At 68.0% G+C, this 21,686-nt stretch carries 18 protein-coding genes; 3 read left to right on the forward strand and 15 right to left on the reverse strand.

Annotation, left to right across the window (positions count from 1 at the left end):
* Positions 1-57 precede the first annotated feature (57 nt).
* The 11 genes from VFW71_07355 to VFW71_07405 form a co-directional block, all read right to left on the reverse strand.
* A complete protein-coding gene (locus tag VFW71_07355) occupies positions 58-1,824 on the reverse strand; it encodes a TraM recognition domain-containing protein (protein HEU5002577.1) in 1,767 nt (588 codons plus the stop codon).
* Complete coding sequence (locus VFW71_07360) at positions 1,821-3,272, reverse strand: ATP/GTP-binding protein (protein ID HEU5002578.1); 1,452 nt, start codon at positions 3,270-3,272, stop codon at positions 1,821-1,823. Before VFW71_07360 ends, VFW71_07355 begins: the two co-directional genes overlap by 4 nt.
* Entirely contained in the window at positions 3,273-4,793 is a 1,521-nt protein-coding gene (locus VFW71_07365) for an SCO6880 family protein (GenBank protein HEU5002579.1), read from the reverse strand.
* Positions 4,790-6,010, reverse strand: coding sequence for a hypothetical protein (locus tag VFW71_07370; protein ID HEU5002580.1), 1,221 nt, complete (start codon positions 6,008-6,010; stop codon positions 4,790-4,792). Before VFW71_07370 ends, VFW71_07365 begins: the two co-directional genes overlap by 4 nt.
* Positions 6,007-6,762, reverse strand: coding sequence for a hypothetical protein (locus tag VFW71_07375; protein ID HEU5002581.1), 756 nt, complete (start codon positions 6,760-6,762; stop codon positions 6,007-6,009). The genes VFW71_07370 and VFW71_07375 overlap by 4 nt, the downstream gene beginning before the upstream one ends.
* Complete coding sequence (locus VFW71_07380; protein HEU5002582.1) at positions 6,762-7,067, reverse strand: hypothetical protein; 306 nt, start codon at positions 7,065-7,067, stop codon at positions 6,762-6,764. Before VFW71_07380 ends, VFW71_07375 begins: the two co-directional genes overlap by 1 nt.
* Before the next feature lie 28 nt (positions 7,068-7,095).
* On the reverse strand, positions 7,096-7,554 hold the full coding sequence (locus VFW71_07385; GenBank protein HEU5002583.1) for a hypothetical protein: 459 nt from the start codon (positions 7,552-7,554) through the stop codon (positions 7,096-7,098).
* Between the two features lie 161 nt (positions 7,555-7,715).
* Positions 7,716-8,702 carry an NlpC/P60 family protein gene (locus tag VFW71_07390; protein ID HEU5002584.1) on the reverse strand — a complete coding sequence of 329 codons (987 nt, stop codon included), beginning with the start codon at positions 8,700-8,702 and terminating at the stop codon, positions 7,716-7,718.
* The gene (locus tag VFW71_07395) at positions 8,699-9,181 is read right to left on the reverse strand and encodes a hypothetical protein (protein ID HEU5002585.1); all 483 of its coding nucleotides are present in this window, start codon (positions 9,179-9,181) and stop codon (positions 8,699-8,701) included. Before VFW71_07395 ends, VFW71_07390 begins: the two co-directional genes overlap by 4 nt.
* Positions 9,178-9,633: a hypothetical protein gene (locus tag VFW71_07400; protein HEU5002586.1), complete on the reverse strand. Its 456-nt coding sequence runs from the start codon at positions 9,631-9,633 to the stop codon at positions 9,178-9,180. The genes VFW71_07395 and VFW71_07400 overlap by 4 nt, the downstream gene beginning before the upstream one ends.
* Positions 9,634-10,451: 818 nt before the next feature.
* Entirely contained in the window at positions 10,452-10,937 is a 486-nt protein-coding gene (locus tag VFW71_07405) for a hypothetical protein (GenBank protein ID HEU5002587.1), read from the reverse strand.
* A gap of 234 nt (positions 10,938-11,171) precedes the next feature.
* Here VFW71_07405 and VFW71_07410 point away from each other — a divergent pair, with 234 nt between their 5' ends.
* From VFW71_07410 to VFW71_07420, 3 genes are all read left to right on the forward strand, one after another.
* A complete protein-coding gene (locus tag VFW71_07410) occupies positions 11,172-11,939 on the forward strand; it encodes a phage Gp37/Gp68 family protein (GenBank protein HEU5002588.1) in 768 nt (255 codons plus the stop codon).
* Entirely contained in the window at positions 11,929-12,876 is a 948-nt protein-coding gene (locus tag VFW71_07415) for a three-Cys-motif partner protein TcmP (protein ID HEU5002589.1), read from the forward strand. Before VFW71_07410 ends, VFW71_07415 begins: the two co-directional genes overlap by 11 nt.
* Before the next feature lie 1,002 nt (positions 12,877-13,878).
* On the forward strand, positions 13,879-16,992 hold the full coding sequence (locus VFW71_07420) for an N-6 DNA methylase (protein ID HEU5002590.1): 3,114 nt from the start codon (positions 13,879-13,881) through the stop codon (positions 16,990-16,992).
* A gap of 1,445 nt (positions 16,993-18,437) precedes the next feature.
* Here VFW71_07420 and VFW71_07425 read toward each other — a convergent pair.
* The 4 genes from VFW71_07425 to istA all read right to left on the reverse strand — a co-directional run bounded on the left by VFW71_07425 (position 18,438) and on the right by istA (position 21,634).
* On the reverse strand, positions 18,438-18,845 hold the full coding sequence (locus tag VFW71_07425) for a hypothetical protein (GenBank protein ID HEU5002591.1): 408 nt from the start codon (positions 18,843-18,845) through the stop codon (positions 18,438-18,440).
* A complete protein-coding gene (locus VFW71_07430; GenBank protein HEU5002592.1) occupies positions 18,842-19,042 on the reverse strand; it encodes a hypothetical protein in 201 nt (66 codons plus the stop codon). Before VFW71_07430 ends, VFW71_07425 begins: the two co-directional genes overlap by 4 nt.
* A gap of 244 nt (positions 19,043-19,286) precedes the next feature.
* Positions 19,287-20,042 carry an IS21-like element helper ATPase IstB gene (gene istB / locus VFW71_07435; GenBank protein HEU5002593.1) on the reverse strand — a complete coding sequence of 252 codons (756 nt, stop codon included), beginning with the start codon at positions 20,040-20,042 and terminating at the stop codon, positions 19,287-19,289.
* Between the two features lie 5 nt (positions 20,043-20,047).
* The gene (gene istA, locus VFW71_07440) at positions 20,048-21,634 is read right to left on the reverse strand and encodes an IS21 family transposase (protein ID HEU5002594.1); all 1,587 of its coding nucleotides are present in this window, start codon (positions 21,632-21,634) and stop codon (positions 20,048-20,050) included.
* Positions 21,635-21,686: the final 52 nt, after the last annotated feature.

Genomic DNA, 21,686 nt, shown 5'->3' on the forward strand with positions numbered 1-21,686 from the left:
CGTAGATGTCGATCAAACGATGTGTGCAGTTGCTGTCTTCGACCCGTACCTCAGGCGTCACTCCATAGGCGCCTCCTCGCTCAGCCAGTCGGGGTAGGGGATGAAGGAGGCAGAGTCGGATACGGGGTCCGCGGCGGAACCAGGCTCGAAGCGGGCGATGCTCGCCCGCACGGCCTCGGCGTGGGGCCCGGCCATCCAGGGCTGGGCGGCGACCAGCACGGGACGGGCGCCGGACATCAGCACGAGGGCCCGCCCGGGTGGCAGGGCGCCCAGCGACGCGACGTCGAAGACCTCTTCCCGGTGGTGCGCCAGGGAGGTGGACGGCCCCATGCGGTAGCTGTGCGAGCGGCTGCGCATCGGGCGGTCCCACTGTCCGCACAGGTCCGAGAGCGACTTCAAGAACTCGGTGTCGGCGACACCCCCGCCGTAGACCCGGAGGTTCACGGCACCCCACATTGCCCGCATGCCGTGCTGGCCCCAGGCACGGATCCCCTGGGACCAGGACTGCAGGATGATCACCAGCACGATGGCGCGGCTGCCGTAGTGGGAGACGATGTTGGGCAGCTGGTGCCAGCGGCAGATGTTGGCGGCCTCGTCGAGGATCGCGGTGAGCGGCACCGGCAGGCGGCCGCCCGGGAAGGTGGAGGCTCGCTCCTCGGCGGCCTCGAGGACCGCCGCGGTCAAAGCGGTGGTCAGCGGGGCGCTGGAGCCCTCCCCCTCCCGGCTGATCGAATACAGGGTGGCGTTGGCGCCCTCGACGAAGGCGTGGGGGTCGAAGGCGGGCCGAAAGCCGCCCGGGTCGGCGATCCAGGCGAGCACGTCGGGGTCGGCGGCCCAGGCGATGAAGGTGGCGGCGGTGCCGTAGACACCGGCCCGCTGCTTCTCGGGGAGGCGCTGGGTCATCGTGAGGCCCCGGTGCCAGATCCAGTCGCCGTACTCGGCGAGCAGCTCCCGCGGCATGTCGTCGTCGGGGTTGGCGACCCATTCGTACACGTCGGTGATCGGCCGGCGGCCCCGGGCGGCGGCGAGCAGGAGCATGGAGAGCAGCTCCTGGCCGGCCCGGTCGAAGTACGGGTCCGGGCGGGCATCCGCGTCCCGGCCGGAGGTCGCCCAGATGGTTGCCAGCTGGCGGGCGGTGCGGACGTTGGTGACGTAGCTGAGGGGGTCCCACCACCAGGTGGGCTGGCCGCCGGCGAGGGCCTGCGGGTCGAACAGCCAGATCGGGCCCCGATCGGGGCTCTCCCGCACCCCGCGGGTGGCGTCGACGATGTCCCTCTTGTTCGAGGTCACCACCACGGCGCCGGGGGCGGCCAATACCGCCGGTATCGCGGTCGAGGTGGTCTTGCCGGTGCGGGTGCCGGCGATGTGGATGACCTGGTCCTCCCAGGTTGCCCGCACCAGCTGGCGGCCGCCCGGCAGGACCTTGCCGATCGGCAGGCCGGGGGCGCAATACAGGTGGGCGGGCGGCTTGGTCGTGTAGCGGGCGATCTCCTGGGAGCGGGTGAGGTGCAGCGCCCGGCGGTCGACGTGGGTGGGGGGCTTGCGGCGGGCGAGCGCGCTGATCACCCAGACGCCGATCGACACGGCAAGGGTGCCCAGGACCGCGGCGTAGCCCGAGGCGGCGCCCGTCCAGGCGAAGCGGCCCCTCGCCAGCTGGGCGACGAAGACGATCGGGTTGGCGGTCGGCCGGGGGCTATGCGCGAAGACCGCGGCGAGATGGGCGGCCCCCATGGCGACGCCGACGGCGACGGCCATCAGGGCGGCGATGGCGCAGGCGGCGATCTCCTGGTCGGTTGCGACGGTGGTGCCGTGGGAGGAGTTCATGAGGACTCCCAGCGCTGGTTGGTATCGTTCAGGGCGAGCTCACGGGGGGTGAGCGCGACGCGGACAGGGATGCCCGGGCGGCCGCCGACTTTGATCAGGAAATGGCCGCGTCCGGGCGGGGCGACGTGGCGCTCGCCGGCGGTGTCCCAGGAGGGCGGGGAGGACCAGCCCGTCACCAACTCGGCTTCGGCGTCGGAGAAGCCGATGACTTGGCGGAGGTCGGCGATCTCGGCTGGCGGGACCGCTCCGACGATCTTCAGGGCGACGCGCTCGACGAAGCCCTTGGCTCGCAGCGCGTCCGCAGGGTCGGGGAAGGCGAGGAAGTCACTGACGCTGTGGGTGATGAGCAGCGTTCCGGTGCCGAGCGAGCGGTCCAGCCGGGTGAGCGCGTCGATGCGGGCGACCATGCCGGCGGCGCCGCTGCGCAGCACCCGCCAGAGCTCGTCCATCACCACCAGCCAGTTGCGCCGGGGCTGCAGGCCGGCCTCGGCGAGGGCGTGGGCAGCGGCAATGGCGCCGAAGCCCTCGGCCCAGGTGGCGAGCAGGGTGGCGGCCACCAGACGCTCGTCGGACTCGGCGATGCCCGAGATGTCGACACAGAACGGCACGGTGAGGTCGAGCTCGACCGTGGTGCGCTGGGCAAAAGACCGTCCCAGGGCGCCGTCGGTCAGCGCCCGAACGGACAGCTGGAGAGGGTCGACGGCAGCCCGGTAGCGGGGGTCCTCACCCCGCTCCAGCGTCAGAGCCCGCACCGGCTCGGGACCCTCCTCCAGGAGGGCGACGAGGTCGTGGAGGGTGGCATGCCCGGGGGGCAGCCGGTCGTCGAGGATGCTCAGGCACAGCGAGAGCACGGCCTCCTCGATGTCGAGGACCTGGCCGCGCCGGTTGAGGGCGATGAGCGCGCAGAGCACGTTCAGCCGGCGGCCGAGGATGTCGGCGGTGAGCTTGGCCCGGGCCTGGCCGGCCAGGCGGGCGGTGGCGGCGAGCCCGGCGCCGGGGTCGAGGATGTTCAGGCAGCCTTGCCCCCGGCCGAGCTTGACCACCTTGCCGCCCAGCGCCTCGATGAGGGGGACGTGCTCGCCCTTGAGGTCTCCGATGACGAACGGGTTGACCCCGAAGGCGGCCAGCCCCAGCTGCATGCGCCGGGCGACGGTCGACTTGCCGAAGCCCGGCAGGGCGATCAGCAGCCCGCTCGGGTTGGGGATCAGGCCGGCCCGCAGGAAGTGGCTGATCGGATCGCAGCACACCGTCTCGCCGGTATGCAGGTGCTGTCCGAGCGGCACGCCCATGCGGGGCGCCCCGGCGCCGACCGCGTAGGGCCATAGCCCGCATGCCTGCACGGTGGTGGCGCGGAACTCCAGGGCAGGCTCCACCAGGTGGGTGCTGCCCTGGGCCCGGCCAGCCCACCCGCGCCGTCCCGGGGTCGGGGGGGAGGTGGCACCCGCCATTTAGAGCAGCTCCTTGAACTCGGTGGGGATGCGGGTGTGGGCCGGCAGCACGAGCCCCAGGGGCAGGGCGGCGAGGAACGTGGTCGCCTGGCTGCGCCACGCCCGGCGGATGGTGAGCCGGCTGGCGGTGGCCAGTCCGTCCACCGCCGCCTCGGCGAGGGCGAGTGCCTCTCCGGTGGCATCGGGAGTGCGACGGCGCCGCACGGTGGCGGTGACGACCAGGCCGAAGCGCACGAGGCCTGCGCCCCGGGCGTGCTCGGCCTCCCCCTGCTGGGCCGCCCTGAGCTTGCCGAGCTCGGCGGCGTGCGGGATCTTGACCGAGTTGGCGCTGAACAGTGCGTCGCGGTGGTCCCGCTGTACCAGCGTGGCCGCCTGGCCGGGGCTGTAGGGCCGGAACAGGATCGTCACCCGCTTGCGGTCGACGTCGGGGTGGGGCGCGAGCACCGGTACCAGGACGTTGCACGGCACAGGCCCCTGGGGTGGGGCGGTCATCGCCCAGCTGACCGAGACGGCGCCGTCGTGGTGCAGCTCGCCCACGGTCTCGTCGAAGCTGACCGGCCCGCAGTCCTCCCAGGCCACCGACCCGGGCCCGGCCGCCTCGACGTCGCCGGCGGAGGTTGGGTCGTAGGCCGTGCGGATGGCGCCGGCGAGCTCCGCGACCGTCATCGGCCGGGCGGCGCCGGCGCCGGTTGCCTGCAGGGCGAGGCACACGCCAGGCAACCGACGGCCGACCTCGGCGGCCATGGCGGTCAGGGGTCGACGGCGGCCGGTGGCCCGGGGCGTGCAGGTCCAGGTGAGGGCGATGCGGGCGGTGGTGATCGCGGCGGTCAGCGGGTAGCTGCGGGCGATGTCCGCCATGACCACCTGGGCGAGCTGGGGCGCGGAGATGCTGACGTTCTGGTTCAGCTCGCTGGCCAGTCGGCCGCCGGGATCGGGGGCGGTCTCGATCGTCACCGAGGCGGCCACCAGCGAGGAGTCCTGGCCGAGCACCCGGAGGAACTCTCCCCAGCTGGCCACCCAGTGGTCGATCGTCGCGTCGTCGACGAGGCTGGCACCCTCCGGGCATGCCTGGATGACTGCGGTCACGTGGTGGGCGTGGGGGTGGTGCAGCAGGGCGAAGGGGTGGCCAGCGCTGTCCAACTGATCGGTGGCGGTGATGGCAGCCGCCAGACCAGGGAGGGACCAGCGCCCCGTCGGCACCCGACCGGTGGGGCCGGCGCGGTACAGGGTCTGTCCACCGTGGTGGGCGACCCGCCAGCTTGCCCGGGCGGTGACCCCCTGGAGCAGGCTGCGGTGGTGACGGTCGGTCAGCACCAGCGGGGCGATCAGCGCGGTGGCGCCGAGAGCCGTCAACAGGGCCAGCCTGAGGCTGAACGCCAGGCAGGCGATCACGCCGACCGCGGCGATGAAGAAGAGCACGGTCGGAGCGAGGCCGAGCTTGCCCAGGCCGGGTCGGCCGGGCGTGCGCCAGCCGCCATAGGTGCGGAACTCGGGTGCTGGCGCGGTTGTGCTGGTGGTCATCGGGCGTGCTCCTCTCCGGTGGCGTTGGTGGCGGCCCTGCTGGCGGTCGACAAGAGGTGGCCCGCCACCGAGGCGGCGGCAGCGACGGGTGCTGCGGGGCCGGCCGCTGCTGCCCCTGCCGCACCTGCTGCGGTGTTGGCGGAACCCGCCGCGGATCCGGGGGCGGGTGCCGCGCCGCTGCCAGCCGGGCCGGAGCCCGGGGGTGGCCCCGAGCCACCTGCGGTGGGAGCCGAACCGCTGGGGCTGGCGCTGTCCGGCTGGCCGCCGCCGCCAGCGGTACCGCTGAGGCCGCCGAATCCGCGGCCGCTGAGCGCCACGGCGCCGGTGGCCAGGACGGCGGCACCGGCGGCCACCTTGCCTGCGGACACGCCGCCGATGGCCGAGACCGCGGGCACCGCCAGTCGCATGAGGGCGGGCAGGGCCAGCACCGCCATCACGAAGAGCATCACGCCCTCGACGGTGGCCAGCCCGCTGCTGTCCTGCGAGAGGCTGAGGCGTAGCGCAGCGGCGTAGACAATGGAGGCGACCGGCTTGAAGAGCACGAAGGCCGCGAGCCAGCCCGTGGTCTTCTGGAACCAGGCCTTGCCCTGCTCGCTTCCGCTGGTGGCGGCAGCCAGGGGCCAGGTCCCGCCTAGGACGACGATCAGGCCCGCCCGGGCGATGAGCAGGAAGATCTGGATGAGGCTTGCGAGGATCGCGATGACCGCCAGGATCAGCAGGAGGCCGGCGGCGGGCAAGGCGGCGCTGGACAGAACGACGAGATGGCCGAAGTTGCCGGTCGTCGGCGTGGCGGCGTTGAGGATCCAGGTCGAGAAGGCATCGCCGGCTTTGAGGGCGACGTCGAGCAGGGCCAGCCCGCCGCCGCTGATCACCACCAGGCGGAACAGGGCTGCCGCGATCTCCTTGCCCGGTTCCACTCGCTGCTGCCAGGCCATGCGGACGGCGGCGGAGATGACCGCGACGGCGCCGGCGACGGTGGTGACGGGCATGAGCATCCCCTGCAGCCAGGAAGCGGTGCCGCCCGACACACCCGGCGTGGCGATGTTCGTCCAGCCGGTCACGACGTACTTCACGGACTGGTTGGCCGCGTCGGCCATGGCTCCGGAGATCGCTGAGAGGACGCTCGAGGAGGCCGCGTTGGCGACGCCGCCTGCCAGCGTCGACGCGACGGGGCACAGCCCTAGGGTGATCACGTCGGTCGCAGCCGAGCAGCTCATGGTTGCTCCCACACGACGTAGCCGACCAGGTTCGCCACCGCGCTCTGGGGCGAGGTGAGGCTGTTGACGCCGACCGGCACCAGGTGCCAGTCGCCACTCGTCCAGGCCAGGGTGGTGGCTGCCGCATAGAGCGTGCCGGCCTGGGTCCGGTAGACCAGGTCCACCACCGCCTGCCCCGGCGAATAGCTGAGGAGGTCGAAGCCGGCGACCTCGGCGAAGGCCTGGCCGGGATCGCTGGCGGTATCGGCCTGGGCCAGGGCGGTGGCGACCTGGGCCTTGATTGTGTCGGTGGTCGAGCTCGGGGCGAGGGCGGCCGCGGCAGCCGGCCAGCTGGCGGCGGTGGCGTCGGCCACCTGCTCCTGCAGGCGGACGGCAGCGATCAGCGCCCCCTCGGGGTCGTGGGCGAAGCAGCTGCTCGCCGTGGCGGTGACCTGGGCCGGCCCGGCGGTGGGGGATGCCGGCGCCAGTGCCCCGTCAATGACCGACCAGGTCGTATCCGAAGGTGCGCTGGTGAGGCTCGTATGGCGGGTGTCCGCCAGGGCGGGGCAGGCGTCGGTCTGCCCGGTCGCGGTGGCGGAGGGCGCCGGCTCGGCCAGGCTCGCTGCCTGGTTCAGGGCTCGGGCCCGCGGGCTTGGGCTGAGCACGAGCCATGCCGCCAGGACCGGGACCGCAGCAAGGACGACGACGGAGGTGATCAGCCAGGGGGAGAACCTGGTGCCGGCGCGGGTGCGGGAGCGGGAGCGCAACGGCATCAGGCGAAGGCCCCGACGATCGTGGCCGAGGCCCCGATGATGATCGTGGCGAGGATGGCCAGGGTGATGCCCCGGGTGTGCTCGCCGAGGCCGCCCCCACCACTGCGGTGGGAGATAGCCATGGCCACGGCGGCGCCGATCAAACCCATGATCGTGCCGCCGAAGCCGCCGTATTTGAACCAGGCGAGCAGGGTGTTGAGCTTGGCGACGACGTCGCTGGGCAGGGGGGCACCGCCGTTGCCGGTCGGGACGGTCTGAGCCGGGAATCCGGCGAGGTGCTGCATGAGTGCGACCAGGCTGTGCATGGTGGACGTGCTCCTTCGGTGGGGACGGTCAGGACACCTGCGCGACCCGCCAGGCTCCTCCCGGACCTGGTCGGGAAAGGGTGAGGAACTCGATGTCGAGGAAGGCCGTCCCCACCCAGCCGTTGCCGGCGTGGGGGGTGACGGTCACCGCGAAGGACCGGTAGGCGGTGGTGGCGGTGTCTTGGGGTGCGCCGGAGTCATGGGTCTGGACGACCTGGGCGGTGGTCGTGGCGTGGTGGGCCTGCCACAAGCTGAAGGTCGTGGCGGGCAGTGTCTGGCCGCTAGGCGCGATCTCGGCGGCCAGGAAGGGGGTCATCAGCCCGGTAAGGCGGGCCTCCGCGGCGGCTTCGCTCGGAACGACCGCGGTGTCAAAGGTCCAGCTGTCCCGAGCGAACACCGCTGCGACGGCGGTTGGGTCCGTAGGATCGACACCAGCGAGCAGTCCCTGGGCGCCGGGAGCCACCGGAGCGTCAGCGACAGGAGGCACGGCCTGCGGCTGGGGGGTCGGGGCGGTCCGGCCAGACGGGATAGGTCCGGGGCTCTCCGGCGCCTCGGCGTCACGGCGTTGCGGCGAGCGGCAGGCGGACAGGGCCGACAGGCCGAGGCTCAGTGCCACGACCAGCGCCCCAGCTTGCTGACGCCGGGGGTTCACTGGTACCGCCTCACGGTGTAAGCGATCCCGGCGAAGTCGCTGAGGGGTTGCACGCGGACGCTGGATCCGGTGTGCGGCGCGGCCACGACCTGGCCGTCACCGACGTAGATGACGATGTGGGAGTAGTCGCCCGGGCCGTCCAGCTGCAGCGCTACGACGTCGCCCGGCTGGATGGCGGCCAGCGGTATCGGCTGGCCGAGGGTGGCCTGCAGCTCCGAGGAGTGGGGGAGCGCGACGGCGCCGTGGGAGGCCTGGTAGACGGCGTACATGACGAGGCCGGAGCAGTCGAAGCCCGCGGGGCTACCGGTTGGCCCGGTATAGGAACCACCGCCCCAGACGTAGGGGGTACCGATCCATGCTTCGGCGGCCGCAACCACTGCCTGGCCGAAGGGGGTCGCGGTCGCCACGACGTAGGTGGCGGCCAGGGCCTCGACCTGGTTGACGTACGCGCTCACCGCGGGGACCGGCGGGATGCCCCCAGCGGCGGCCACAGCTTCCGGGGTGGCGTCGTACGCGGCGAGCAACAGGGAGAGGAGTGGGGTGCCGCTCCGCGTGGCGGTGGAGGCCTCGGCGCCGGCGAGGGCGCAGTCGTAGCGACCGAGGGCCATAAGGGCGTCCGCTTCGTCCATCGGACTGGGCTGCCCGTTGTGCTCGTCGTCCTGGCCGTACCTCGACCAGATGCCCGGGCCCAGCTGGGCGATGCCCCGGGCGGTGGAGGACGCCTCCTGGGCGTTCCACCCTGAGGCGACCGCGACCTGGGCAGCGATGACCGACGCCGGCACCGCCGGGCACAGCGATCCCGCCCGTATCACCCAAGGAGCCAGCGCAGCATCCGGGACCGCCGTCGGCGTCAGCGGCCCAACGAGGAGCGCCGTCCCCGGAGCGGACGCCGGGCTCGGGGAGGCGGCACCGATCAGCAGTCCCCCGATCGTGAACGTCGCCACGGCCCCAGCGGCGACCCCCGCCACGACGCCTGCGCTCACCGCCGTCTCCGGCGCTTCCGCGGTGGTGGGGGAGCGGGGAGGCGCAGCTGCGCCTCGACCGTGGCTTGCAGGTGGTGGCCGGCGGCCAGCGACAGGCCGTAGGTCCGAAGACGCGGGCCGCATCCCTCCGGTCTGCCCATGAGGCACCAGAGCAAGTGCTCCTCGGCGTAACCCTGCTGCGCGGTATCCGGGATGCGGCGAACGTAGTTGCGCGCGGCGGTGATCTGCCCCCGCGTTGGCAGGTCGGCAGGGACAGGCAAAGCACTCTCCACGGGTTGCTGGCCCCCATCGACCTGGGGGAGGCGGATGGCGATGGCGCACACCGGCGCTTGGCACGACCAGCTGCACGCGAGGCAGCGCAGCGTGAACCCGGTGCCGGCGCTGGTGCTGACCGGGCCCGTGCGCAGGTAGCACTGGGTTGGAGCAGTGTCTTCGGTGGAGAGATCCTCGGCGAGCGCGGGGCTGGCCTGCGACATCACAGAGTCACCCAGTGGCCGCACTCCGGACAGGCGGCCCAGCTCCTGGTGCGGCGGTCCAGGCGGAGGCTGGTGGGCTCCATCGTGGCACCACAGATGCAGGTGACTCGGCGGGAGGACAACCGGTCGGCCAGCTGCCACCCGCCGCCCTGCAGGGCGGCGAGAACCGTGGGGAGTGCCTCTCGCTCCGGGCAGTGCAGGCCGGGCAGGCGGCAGGGGTAGCCACACCTCCCGGTGCGACGCTCATAGATGATGGCGACGTTCAGCGCGGCTGCTGTGCAACGGTGCAGATGCCGGAGGCCGACGACATCCAGGAGGATCCCGCTCGCATTGAGCTCGTCGATGGCGGCGGCCAAGGCTCGGTGGGCGTCGGCCATCGCGTGATCCATCGTGTCGTCGAGGTGGTGGCCGGTGATGTGGCTCGGGGGGTCGAGAAGTGCTGCTCGTGAGGCCATCGGCTGTCACTCCCTTCCTGGTGCCCGGTGCCGACGGAAGCCGGGGATGGCCGGGCGGACCAATAGGGGACAGCGTGGAAGGGTGCACTTTGCTCAAATGCTTGCTGGCGGCCTTACACGCGAAAAAAACTTCTTGCTCAGCGCAAAGAGTTGGGTGCGAGATGGCTGGTTAGATCGCTTTGCCGGGCTGCAAGGCGGTGCAAGATCCGCGGTCAGCCGTCGCCGGGGGAGTGAGAGGCAAGGAGTCCTGGGCGGATCCGGGGGCCAATGATTGTGCCGTCAGGAGACGGGACGAGGCTGTGCTTCACACAGGAGGTGGACACCGCACGGAAGGCTTGCTTACATCCGCATTTGGGCGGCCACCGTCGGGGTTCCCCGGAGCCGGGGGCGCGGGGTTCCGGGCCTGGGAGAGTGGGAGGCCTCGCCGGGGGTGACAGGTGAGGGTCCCTGGCGACGAGCGGGTAACGGGCACAGGGATGTCTCGATCCCGAAGGGTTTCCTACCGAAGCGTCGCCGAACGTGCCTCTCCGTGGCTCTGAGCAGGGGGCGCTTGGCTGGTTCGGGGGAGATGAGGAGGAGGGGTTCGTGAATGCGCGTGGAGGTCCGCTGGTTGCTCATGCGGGTCGCCCTGCAGGGCTAAACGTAAGGGGACCCGCACGGCGCGGTGGGAACTGGCTGCCTCAAGCCGGGGTGCGAATGCCATGGCCACGCATCCCATGGGTTGGCACGGCCAGAGGTCTGTGGGCGGGCGCTACTCGTTGGCCACGGGCGGTTCGATCGGTTTGAACGTGGACAGGAACGCTCGGAGGCCTCGTCGCTTAAGCTCCTCGCCGGCGGCCATGCAGAGCTTGCACTCGAGCCAGGCCCAGGCCGTGCGGGCACCTATCCTCGGGCTCGTCGGCCGCGGGTGAGGGAGAGCGGCGGCTGGCAGACAACTCGTTGCGGATCTCGGTGGCGCGGTTGACGCACCACAGACCGATGTCAGTCGTCTGCCGGCCGGCCGGATCCTCCAAGAGCGTGCGCAGCTCGTCGAGCACCTGGGTTGTCACGGCTTGGGGGAACCCGAGGCGGGCGAGTGCTTGGGCGATTTGCTCGTGGACCTCTGACCGGCTTGGGGGGTCGGGGACAAGCGTGGCGTCAGGCACGCGTTGCGTCGTGATCCAGTCCTCGATGTCGGAGCCTGTCCACACCGGCCCCATGGCGAGGCGGGCCGTGGGGTCAGGTAGCTTGCCCCGGCGGTACCACTGGGAGATCGTGCCTCTCGGGCGCCCGGTGGCGGCGGCAAGCTCCGCGATGCCAAACATCTGAGGCTTGGCCATTGTTGTCACCGGAGATTACAGTGTTACCACTGGCGACAGCCCGGCGGCGAGTCTGCCGACGATGCCACGCCTCATCGGCAAAGACCAGTCAAGGACGGAGCGGTCTGGCGACCGAAGGCGTTCGCTTAGTCTTGGCACCTGCAATGGCAAGGCGATGCGTGACGAGAGTGGGAAAACCGACTACCGTCTGTCGAAGGCAACGCCGAGGGCGGGGGAGCGATGGGCGATCATTCAGCAATCGAGTGGACGGACGCGACCTGGAACCCGGTGACGGGGTGTGATCGGGTTAGCGAGGGCTGCGTAAACTGCTACGCGCTGAACCTGGCGAAGCGTCTGAAGGCGATGGGCAACCCGCGTTACCAGACGGACGGCAACCCCAAGAGCAGTGGCCCTGGGTTCGGGTTGGTCCTCCACGAGGACGTGTTGCCGTTGCCCCTGAGCTGGCGCAGCCCAAGGTTCGTCTTCGTCAATTCGATGAGCGACCTGTTCCACCCGAGGGTCCCGGCAGAGTTCATCGCCAAGGTGTTCGGGGTCATGGCGGAGGCTGACCAGCACACCTTTCAGATATTGACGAAGCGGCCGGAGAGGATGGCGGCGGTGCTCAAGGACGTGCGGCCGATCCCCCTTCCGAACGTCTGGCTCGGAACGTCCATAGAAGCGGACCGTTTCGCCAGAAGGGCTGATGCCGTGAGGGAGACGCCGGCTGCGGTGCACTTCCTGTCGCTCGAGCCCTTACTCGAATCGCTACCCAGTCTTGACCTGAGCGGCATCGAATGGGTCATCGTCGGCGGCGAGTCGGGTCACCACCACCGACCGGTCGACCTGGCTTGGGTGAGGGATCTGCGAGACCGTTGCGTGGAAGCCCGGGTCCCCTTCTTCTTCAAGCAGGTGGGAGGCCGAACGCCGAAAGCCGGGGGTCGTGACCTCGATGGCCGTACCTGGGATGAGATGCCCGACAGGACAGGGCTGGTTGCCAGTGCCAGGTGAAGGGAAGGCCCAACGGACCTGGGGGTACTGGACGCAGGCGAAACTGCAGATTCTTGAGCGCTACCTCAAGGCTTTCGCAACTGCGTCCAAGGGTGCCGACGAGCGGGTGTACCTCGACGCCTTCGCTGGCGAGGGCTTCGGCATCGATCGCGTGACCGGGGAGCAGTTCCAAGGTTCGGCCCGGATTGCACTGAATGTGGCCGATCCAGCGTTTACCCGGCTGCGGTACTTCGAACTTCCCGAGCGGGCGAAGGCCCTTCAGGACCAACTGCAGCAGGAGTACCCAGGCAGGGACATCCGCGTGTACGGCGGGGACTGCAACGAGGCGATCCCGCTGGCGTTGTCAGATCTCAAGGATGTCCGATGGGCCCCGACGTTCGCTTTCCTGGACCCCGACGGCATGGCCTTGCGATGGGGGACGTTGGAGCATCTGGCGGACCACCGAACGGGGAACCACAAGGTGGAGCTGTGGATGCTGTTCCCCACCGGAGGCCTGCTTCGAACCCTGACGTTACGCGGGGAGCCATCCGAGGCTGACCTGGCAAGGGCCACGAGACTCTTTGGCTCCGACCAGTGGCAGGCGATCTTTGCGGCCCGCCGGCAAGGGCTGATCGAAGGTGCCCAGGCTCGCGCTGGCTATCTCAACCTAATGCGTTGGCGCCTTGAGAGCGTGCTGGGATACGCCCAGACCCACCCCTTAGAGATCCGAAACCTGCAGGGGGTACCGATCTACGACATGATCTTCGCCACAGACCACTCGGCTGGCACGGCGATCATGAGCCATCTTTATGCCCGGGCTGCTGACGAGATTCCGGCGATGCGCCAAGCGACCCGTGACCAGAAGGCCGGTGTGTTGCGGCTGTTTGACCTCGGCGAGGTTGAGGCCTCGCCCGGGTATACGTACGAGAAGCCGATCTCACCGGACGCATTTCTCTAGGCGCGCCAGAGTGATGGGGGGACGAACTCAGGTTGGCGGTGCCATCTTTGCCCGCGCGTTTCCGAAACGGGCTGGGACCACGGGGTCCCTGCCTGAGGACCGCCAGAACGGTTGGGGACAGTGAAGGTTCGAGATGTGATTCGGATGACGGATGAATTTGAGGTCGACCGGGTCGGGAGCCAAGGGGGTCACCCCGCCGGCCTAGCCGGTTGATGGACGTCTGGGAACTCGTTGGAGCCGTCGGGTCGGTGACCGCGGCAGGGGTAGCCGCCTGGGCGGCACACCAGTCGCGCTCCTCCGCGCAGGAGGCAAATGCTGCAGCCAAGACGATGGCTGCGATTGAGCATGACCGTCGGCACTCGGAGCTGTGCCCCCGTTTCCGGCTCTCCTGCGAGCCCGGTCCACCGGGCTCGGTTGTGTTGCGGCTACACGTCCGGCTTCTTGGACCTCCCGGCCTGGACCGGCTCGACGGCTTAACCGTAGCGGTCAGGGACGATCACTTTGGTCGGGATGAAGGCCCACTCCTTACGCAGCTGACTAAGGACCAAGTAAGACAGCAGGTTTGGGGGCCTTACCGAATTACACCCCTCACAGGCTCCCATGGAGCGCTGGCGGACGCTACTGGTCGCACCCTCGCTTACAAAGGGCACTTGCCGCTCGGGGAGGAGTTACTCCTCCAGCTTGAGAACACGCCGCCGCCGCCTTGGTCCCAGATGACGCCCCAAGACTGGCGACGTGAGCAAGGCACGGTGATTCGACTTGCCCTCGAGGCAGAGCACACTGGCCATGGCGCATGGACCGTGCCTTGTGAGATTGACGTCGCCGATGGCACCGCTCTTGTGGTGGTGCAGGCACCGAGTCTGTAAAAGGTCTGGAGTTTCTATCAATGCTGTAGCATCGGCGAACAATCCTCACCGCGCAAGCCTTTGCGGTTCATGACACGATCCTCGGTGTGAACCGCCCTTGGGGGACAGCTACCGACCACAGGAGAGGGTGCCTGGCGTGACAGTGGCACGAAGCAAGGAAGAGGGACGCGCAGCCGTCGACATACTGACGCGCACTTTCGCTTCGAACGTTCCATACTACAAATCATCGGCTTACTCGGAGACCGCAACTCGCAATCAGTTCATTGACCCGCTCTTCGAGGCTCTCGGGTGGGATGTGGGTGACCGCCAAGGTCTGGGTCCGCGGCGCGACGTCCTGGTCGAAAACCGCCAACAGACAGAAACCAGTGCCGCGGGTGAAGAAGATTGGGATGTAGACCTCAGCGAGGATGAAGTCGCAGAGCGTACGCCCACGAACCTGTATCCTGACTACGTTTTCCGGGTCGACCTACGTAATCGACTGGTAGCTGAAGCAAAAAAGCCGAGTGTGGACCTACAGCACCGGGCGCCCGCCTTCCAGGCGAAATCCTACGCCTGGACCATGCGACTACCGTTGGCCATTCTCACCGACTTCGAGGAGCTCCGCGTCTTCGACGCTCGCTATCGCCCGAGCTTCGGTCAGCCCAATAGCGGCCAGGTCCCGGGATTGGATCTCCGATACGACCAGTACCTCGACGCGTGGGACAGGATCTGGGAACTCCTTTCTAGAGATGCCGTGGTGTCAGGCAGCCTTGAGACCTTTCTGGCGCAAAATCCCACCCGTGGCGCTTCCGCAGTGGACCAAGCCTTTCTTGCTGACCTGGCGGACTGGCGTGTGGAGATCGCCACCGATCTCAAGGCTCGCAATGCTGATCTCGACCGATGGGAGATCGCTGAGGCCACGCAGCGAATCCTGGATCGTGTCGTGTTCATACGCGTAATGGAGGACCGAGGAATCCTCAATGAACCCATACTTCGTCGACATGCTCGGCTCAGCGACTCGTACCGGCGGCTGGTCCCCACATTTCGGCATTTGGACGCCGTATACAACGGGCAGCTATTCGCCAACCACTTCTCTGAACGCCTCGATATCGCCGACGGAGTATTCCAGCGCTTGGTGGAAAGCCTCTATTACCCCCACTCTCCCTACCGGTTCGATGTGGTGGCCGTGGACCTGCTCGGAAGCATCTATGAGCGGTTTCTTGGTCAAGAGATCACCATTGACCAGCAGGGACGGGTCCAAATCGAAGACAAGCCCGAGGTCCGCCATGCCGGCGGCGTCTATTACACGCCCCGATGGGTGGTGGAGCGAATCGTTCAAAGCGCTCTGGCTCCTTTGGTGGAGGGGAAAACGCCTCGGGCGGTGGCCAACATCAAGATCGTCGATCCCGCCTGCGGGTCCGGCGCTTTCCTATTGGGCGCGTTTGACTACCTGGTGGATTGGCACGAGCGGTACTATGAGGCCCACCCGGACGAGAACCAGCAGGGCCATTTCACGACGACACTCGGCGAGCGACGCCTGACAGCTGAGACAAAAGCGAACATAATCGCCAACAACCTATTCGGAGTCGACATCGACGCCCAGGCTGTCGAGGTCACCCAGATGAGCCTTTACCTAGCCTTGCTGCAGAACGAGAACCTTGCCACCCTGCAAGCGCAGTTGCGGCTTGAGGTAACGGCCTACTTGCCGAAGCTTGACCGGAACATTCGATGGGGGAACTCCCTGCTCGGGGGGGAGGATCTGCCAGAAAACGTCCTCTTTGGGAGCGAGGAACTTCGGCGCCGCGTCAATCCATTCGACTGGCGAGATGAGGGAGGCGGATTCGGGGCGATCTTCGCCCGACGGGGCGGGTTCGACGCCGTGATCGGCAATCCGCCGTACACGAGAGTACAGGTACTTCGGCGCTTTCGCCCGGAAGAGACCAGCGCTTACCAGGCGAAGTACCGGTCCGCATCTGAGGGCTCGTTTGACATCGCATCTCCTTTCATCGAGCGGGGACTCGAAATGCTGCGTCCGGATGGTCGGCTCGGGTTCATCGTTTCCCGCCAGTTCTGTGAGACCCAGGCCGGCCGCCCACTTCGACAACTCCTCTCTGAGAACCGCCTAGTTCAGGAGATCGTGGACTTCGGTTCAGGATTGGTTTTTGAGGGGGTCAGCGCCTATACGGTCCTGTTAGTGGCCGGAAGGAGCCCATCGCGTTCTTGGCGCCTCACTCGTGTACCGCCCCCACCTAGCGCGAGGGGGCTTGCAGCCGCAGCGGCCCAGGGGAGTCAGCTCACGGGTATGCGTCCGGCATCGATACTCGAATCGTCCGAGTGGACCCTGGATCTGCCAGCCGAGGCCGAACTCCTGAACCGACTGGCACTGAGTCATCCAACTCTCGCCGAGGTTTGTGGGAACGTTGTGTTCCAAGGGGTGGTCACCGGCGCTGACTACGTTTACCGACTCCGGGACCTTGGGCCACACGCTGATCCCACTTTGCGACGCGTGTCTCGTCGCGACACGGGTCTTGAGGGGGTCATCGAGAACGAACTACTTCGGCCCGTATATGGAGGTCGGTCCGATATTCGGCGGTTCTCAGCTGCCGAGGCGACTGAGGTTCTGCTGCTGCCCTATCTGCGCCCAAGAACCGGCCGGCCATTTGTCCTCATGTCGCCCACCGAAATCAGTTCTCGCGTTCATGGGCGAAGTTGGCTCCTTCACCACGAGCAGGAGTTGCGGGCCCGCAGAGGGGATTGGCATGACAGCAATTGGTGGGGGTACAGCCGACGGCAGAATCTTGAGCGGTTCATGGATCCCAAACTTCTCGTACCCTACATGATTGATCATCTTTGTGCTTATCTCGATCCTGACGATCATTTCTTTGTGAACGTGACTACTGGCGGCTACGGCATTCCGGCGGGAAACCTTCCCGACCCCGCATTTGTGTGCGCCCTTCTGAATAGTCGGTTGCTATCTTGGGCCCTCCGCAGGTACAGCCGGGCATTCCGGGGAGGGTGGTTCGCTGCGAGGAAGGGGAACCTGGTGCGTTTGCCGATCGCTGAGGCCGACGACGCCCACCGATCGGAGGTGGTGGACCTTTACGATCGGTGTGTAGAGACTCTCGCAGCCATGAGCCAAGCACGGGGTGAGACGGCTCGTGACCTTGCCCAGCGCTCCTACAACGAGGCAACCCGAAGATTCGACAGCGCAGTCGAGCACCTGTATGACTTGACACCTGAGGAGATCCAGCTCCTAGCCGTCGCCGGCTAGGATTATTTCCGCGCTCGATTGCCTCTTGTTCTAGAGGGCTTCGGGAGGCAGGGGGGGCGACCTAAACGTCGGCGACGCGTCATTGACCTTCACTGACGAATCTAATCCAAATCTCCTGAATTTCGGCGATCGGAATCATCACACGTTGCCACCCGTCCACGTCCTCAGGCGCCCCGGCCTGTGAATACCGACGGAGGGCGCCCTGAAGAATCAAGTGACCCCAGTCTCGGCTCCCATGTGGATCAACGCCAAGGGCTTTGCCGCAAATCGCTTGGCCATTGGCCATGCGCACCGTTAGGTAGGGGTAGGGGTTCGAAGAAGGTTCGACCTTGCCAAAGATGCCCTCCCAGAGCGTGGGATCGTTGGACATCGAAGTTCGCAGGCCCTTTGGCCGTCTAACAGAAAGACGAGCCGCCAGGAGCGAAAGCAGACACGCAAGCGCAAGTTCGAGTAGCACTGTTCGAACGATAAGGCGGTAGTGGGTCGAGAGATAGGGAGCAGCGTTGCTAAGCCAACCGCCTGGATTCGGCATTGAGGCGGGCCAGTATCCGCGCAGCGCGGCCAGGATGATTATCGAGACCAACGAACAAGCCGTGCCGGCGAGAAGAACCGAACTAACCTCGCGGAAGTTGCTTCGCTGGACCGTAGGGCGTCTGGTATCCCTAATGAACTCGAACAGCAGCCCCGGCACAACCAGGAGGAGAAATGCCAGGAACGTTGCTACGGTTGACGGGACCAACTAGCTTTTGGGTGTTCCATCCCCGGAGGCGATCGGGGTCGTCGCTGCTTGTGCGCCCGCCGGTTCGGATGCTCGAACCTCAGCCACAGGGCCACCCGCTGGACGAATGGCCTCAAGTGCAACGAGCTGCGGTTCGAGCAACGGTGCGTCGATCCAACCCGAACCGGTGATGCTTTTCCCGACGTCCGGCTGTTGTACAGCTGTGTTGTTTGAGGCCGGGGCGGGGCCCGGCTGACGATCTTCTGCCATGATTTCTCCTCCTCGGAAGTGGGTCAGCAACGACGATACATCAAACGTCCGTTCGGTCTCGGTATTTAGGGATCCCGCTCCCACGACTGTTAGAATCGACATAATATTCGTTCGTACCACTAATAGCCCGCAGGTCCGTAAGGCTGGTTAACGGGGCCTTTATCGCTCCGGAACGGGGTCGGGACCAGAGGATCCGGGTGGCTCGGGATAGGGTCCCGGCGGCTGCCACGGATGGGGGAGGGGGCGCTCACGTTCGGTGCCGGGCGCCTGCTGGTCTGCAAGGGCCTCAAGTTCGGGGAGAGCCTCGCGGTCGGACGGGCGGTTGGCAACACGCTTGGAGGCAATGATGTCCGCGAGGGCAGCCACGTAGATGGGATGCCGTTAAGACTCGTGTCACCAGGGGCAACTCACCTCACACCGGGAAGTCTTCGATAACCGCCTGGTACTTCTCCTGGGCCTAGATCGTGCAGCCGGCGACGATGTGCTTCTCGGCCCGGCCCCGGAGGACGTCGAACCGATTCAGGCCGGCCTCAGGGCTGGATGGGATCCCGACCAGCACGTCGATGTCGCCGGCGCTCGTCCGCCACGTCGTCACCACACTGTCGTGGAGCAGGTGGGCATCGACCGCGGGGGGTTGGACTCCTGGGCGCACACGGAGCTCAGCGTTCAGCTCCTGAAGAGCGTCGACCAGCCGACCGAGGTTGGCGAGGTCCCACGCGGCACAGAGGTCGAAGTCCATAGTCGGACGGCTGGCGCCATGAAGGAGGGCACCCAGGCCGCCGACCAGCACGTAGGCCACGCCGTGCCGATCGAGGACTTGAACGATCCGGGCTTCGTCGAACCGGGGTGCGTCGGGCGAACTCACTGCTGCTGTTGGCGGCGGCGGTGCTTGTCCACCCATGCGGCGATCTCGTCATCGCTTGCCACCTCCCAAACTCCGTCAGGGCCGATGGCAAGCACGCAGCGGTCGTCGTCTCGCGTAGGCCGAGCGCGTTTGTTCACGAGGTCGTTGAACTCCTCGGCAGACCAGGTTTGTTGTACCGGAGGCTCCGGTGCAGGCATTCGGGCTCCCTCCTCGTGTCTAGCCTACGTCGGCAGTCGGCTCTTGATCCGGGCTCCGTGTGTAGTCCGATGATTCTGGACAGCCGTTCCGGCTGAAAGTGGACACCCGTTCCGAATGATTCCGGACACCTGACCCCCTGGCGGAGTAGCGCTACTGACGTGTGTGTTGCCTGGAGGTCCGTGGCTGGGCATCACCTCTCTTCCGCGGGCTGGTCAGCGTGTGCTGCGGTGGGTGGACTGAAGGCTACTGGATCGGGTTTTCCACCACCTCCGGCTTCGACCTGCGCAGGGAGGGGCCCTTCAGGGCGATTCGGTGCGAGGCCTGCAGAATGCGGTCCAGGACGGCCTCGGCCAAGGTAGGGTCCGCCATGGCGGCGTGCCAGGCCTCGACGGGGAGCTGGCTGGCGACGAGGGTGGAGCGGCGTTGGGAGCGATCCTCGATCACCTCGAGCAGGTCCCTACAGGCCTCCACTGGGGCCGGGGTGAGCAGGAAGTCGTCGAGCACCAGCAGCGACACCCGGCTGAAGGAGGCCAGCAGCCGGCTGTAGCGTCCGTCGGCTCGCCCGACGGCAAGGTCGTCGATCAACCGGGGGACCCGCACGTAGAGGGCACTATGGCCCGCCCGCAGCGCGGCGTTGGCCAGGGCGCACGCCAGGTAGGACTTGCCGACGCCGGTGGGGCCGGTGATCACCAGGTTGTGGTGGGCGGCGACCCAGCCGCCCTGCGCCAGTGAGGCGACACCGGCACGGTCCATGCCCCGGGGGGCACGCCAGTCGATGTCTTCGAGCGCCCCCGGGTAGCGAAGCCTGGCCGCCTTCAGCCGGGTGGCCAGCCGGCGGCTGTCCCGGGCGTCGGCCTCCTTGTCGACGAGCAGGCCCAGGCGGTCCTCGAAGGGGAGCCCCTCGAAGGTCCCGGGCATGGCCAGCTGGTCGGCCAGTCCGGTGGCCATGGTGGACAGGCCGAGTGCTGTCAGCTTGTCGATGGTGGGGTTGGTCAGCATGGGCTTCAGGCCTCCTGCCAGTAGTCGGCACCACGCAGGTTCTCGTGGGCGGGGGGTGGGGGTGTGGGGGACGTGCCCGGCAGCGCCAGCCGGTCGAGGTTCTCGGCCAGGATCGACTTGACCGAGGTGTAGCTGACCGCCCCGCAGGCCAGCGCCCGGCGGCAGGCGGCATCGACCCGTTCGTTGCCGTAGCGCCGGGCGAGGCCCATCAGTCCCAGGCAGGCCCGGTAGCCCTGCTCAGGGTGGGCCTTGGTGGCGAGGATCTTCTCCACCACCGCTGCGGTGTCGGCGCTGATGGTGCCGGCCCAGGACACCAGGCGGCTGGGGGTCCACTCCAGGTGCGCCCGGTGGCTGGCGGGCATGTGGTCGGGGTCGGTCACGTAGCGCCGCCGGCCGTACTCCCGGACGTGGCTGGCCACCCGGTGGTTCGCCTTGAACACCTCGACGGTGGAAGCGGTGGCCCGCACCTCGAGGCGCTGACGCACCAGCCGGTACGGGACCGAGTAGCAGCGGCGGTCGAACTCCACGTGGTAGTCGATGTTGGCGGTCACCTTCTTCCAGGCCGCCAGCTCGTAGCGGGTCGCTGGCAGCGCTTTGAGCGCCGGGGCCTCGAGCTCGGCGAAGAGGTCCGCCCGGCTTGCGGGCTCCCCACGGAAGGCCCGGGCGTTGAGCTGGGCGGTCTGCTCCCGGATAGCGGCGTTGAGCTCGGCGAGGGAGAAGAACTGCCGGTGGCGCAGCGGAGCCAGCACCCAGCGCTCCACCGACAGCACACCCGCCTCCACCGCGGCCTTGTCCCTGGGGTGGGCGGCCCTCGTGGGCACCACGACGGTGCCGACGTGCCGTGCCAGCTCCAGGTAGGAGCGGTTCACCTCGGGGTCGTAGTAGCAGGCCCTGGTCACCCCGGACTTCAGGTTGTCAGGCACGGTCAGCTCGGCGACGCCACCGAACGCCTCCCAGGCATGCACGTGGGCCATCAGCCAGGAGCCGAGGTCCTGGCTGCGGGTGGCCTCCACGTGGAGCATCCCGCTCATGCCGAGCACGGCCACGAACACCTCTGCGGCGTGCACCTCGCCGGTGGTGGGGTCGGTCCAGTTCGCCTTGTCGCCGGAGAAGTCCACGAACATGCGCTCCCCGGCCTTGTAGGTCAGGCGCATCACGACGTCCTGGCCGCCCAGCCAGGCCTGGTAGTGGGCGCAGTACTGGCTGTAGCCCCAGGCCTCGGGGTGGATCCCCCGCCACTCCAGCCACAGTAGGCGCAGCGTCACATGGCGCCCACCCTTCAGTTCACGGTGGACCTGTCGCCAGTCCGGCACCGGCCGGCGTGACGCCAGCCCTGGGGTCGGCTCGGGGAACAGCCTGGCCTCCAGGGCTGCATCGTCAAGCCCTTCGGGCAGCGGCCAGGAGACTCCTGCCGCCTCCGCCCGGGCCAGGTACTCATGAACCGTCGACTTGCCCGCCCCGATGCTGGCGGCGATCCTCCTTGTGCTCATCCCTGCGGCACGCAGCCGCAGCACCTCTTCGATCTTGCGCATGGGTAGCCTCTTCCTGGGCACGCCTGGTCCTCCTTCGAACGGCAACTGGGGAGTCGCCATTCAAGGGGACCGCGTGCCCGCCTTGGTGGATCTGGACCAAGGCGCTACCCCG

It is taken from the genome of Actinomycetota bacterium, assembly GCA_035765775.1.
Classification (GTDB): Bacteria; Actinomycetota; CADDZG01; order JAHWKV01; family JAOPZY01; genus DASTWV01.

What these genes read in the sequence shown, in the direction of transcription:
- VFW71_07355 (HEU5002577.1), bottom strand. Translation starts at nt 1,824, where the DNA reads ATGAACTCCTCCCACGGCACCACCGTCGCAACCGACCAGGAGATCGCC.
- VFW71_07360 (HEU5002578.1), bottom strand. Translation starts at nt 3,272, where the DNA reads ATGGCGGGTGCCACCTCCCCCCCGACCCCGGGACGGCGCGGGTGGGCT.
- VFW71_07365 (HEU5002579.1), bottom strand. Translation starts at nt 4,793, where the DNA reads ATGACCACCAGCACAACCGCGCCAGCACCCGAGTTCCGCACCTATGGC.
- VFW71_07370 (HEU5002580.1), bottom strand. Translation starts at nt 6,010, where the DNA reads ATGAGCTGCTCGGCTGCGACCGACGTGATCACCCTAGGGCTGTGCCCC.
- VFW71_07375 (HEU5002581.1), bottom strand. Translation starts at nt 6,762, where the DNA reads ATGCCGTTGCGCTCCCGCTCCCGCACCCGCGCCGGCACCAGGTTCTCC.
- VFW71_07380 (HEU5002582.1), bottom strand. Translation starts at nt 7,067, where the DNA reads ATGCACAGCCTGGTCGCACTCATGCAGCACCTCGCCGGATTCCCGGCT.
- VFW71_07400 (HEU5002586.1), bottom strand. Translation starts at nt 9,633, where the DNA reads ATGGCCTCACGAGCAGCACTTCTCGACCCCCCGAGCCACATCACCGGC.
- VFW71_07405 (HEU5002587.1), bottom strand. Translation starts at nt 10,937, where the DNA reads ATGTTTGGCATCGCGGAGCTTGCCGCCGCCACCGGGCGCCCGAGAGGC.
- VFW71_07410 (HEU5002588.1), top strand. Translation starts at nt 11,172, where the DNA reads ATGGGCGATCATTCAGCAATCGAGTGGACGGACGCGACCTGGAACCCG.
- VFW71_07430 (HEU5002592.1), bottom strand. Translation starts at nt 19,042, where the DNA reads ATGCCTGCACCGGAGCCTCCGGTACAACAAACCTGGTCTGCCGAGGAG.
- istB (HEU5002593.1), bottom strand. Translation starts at nt 20,042, where the DNA reads ATGCTGACCAACCCCACCATCGACAAGCTGACAGCACTCGGCCTGTCC.
- istA (HEU5002594.1), bottom strand. Translation starts at nt 21,634, where the DNA reads ATGGCGACTCCCCAGTTGCCGTTCGAAGGAGGACCAGGCGTGCCCAGG.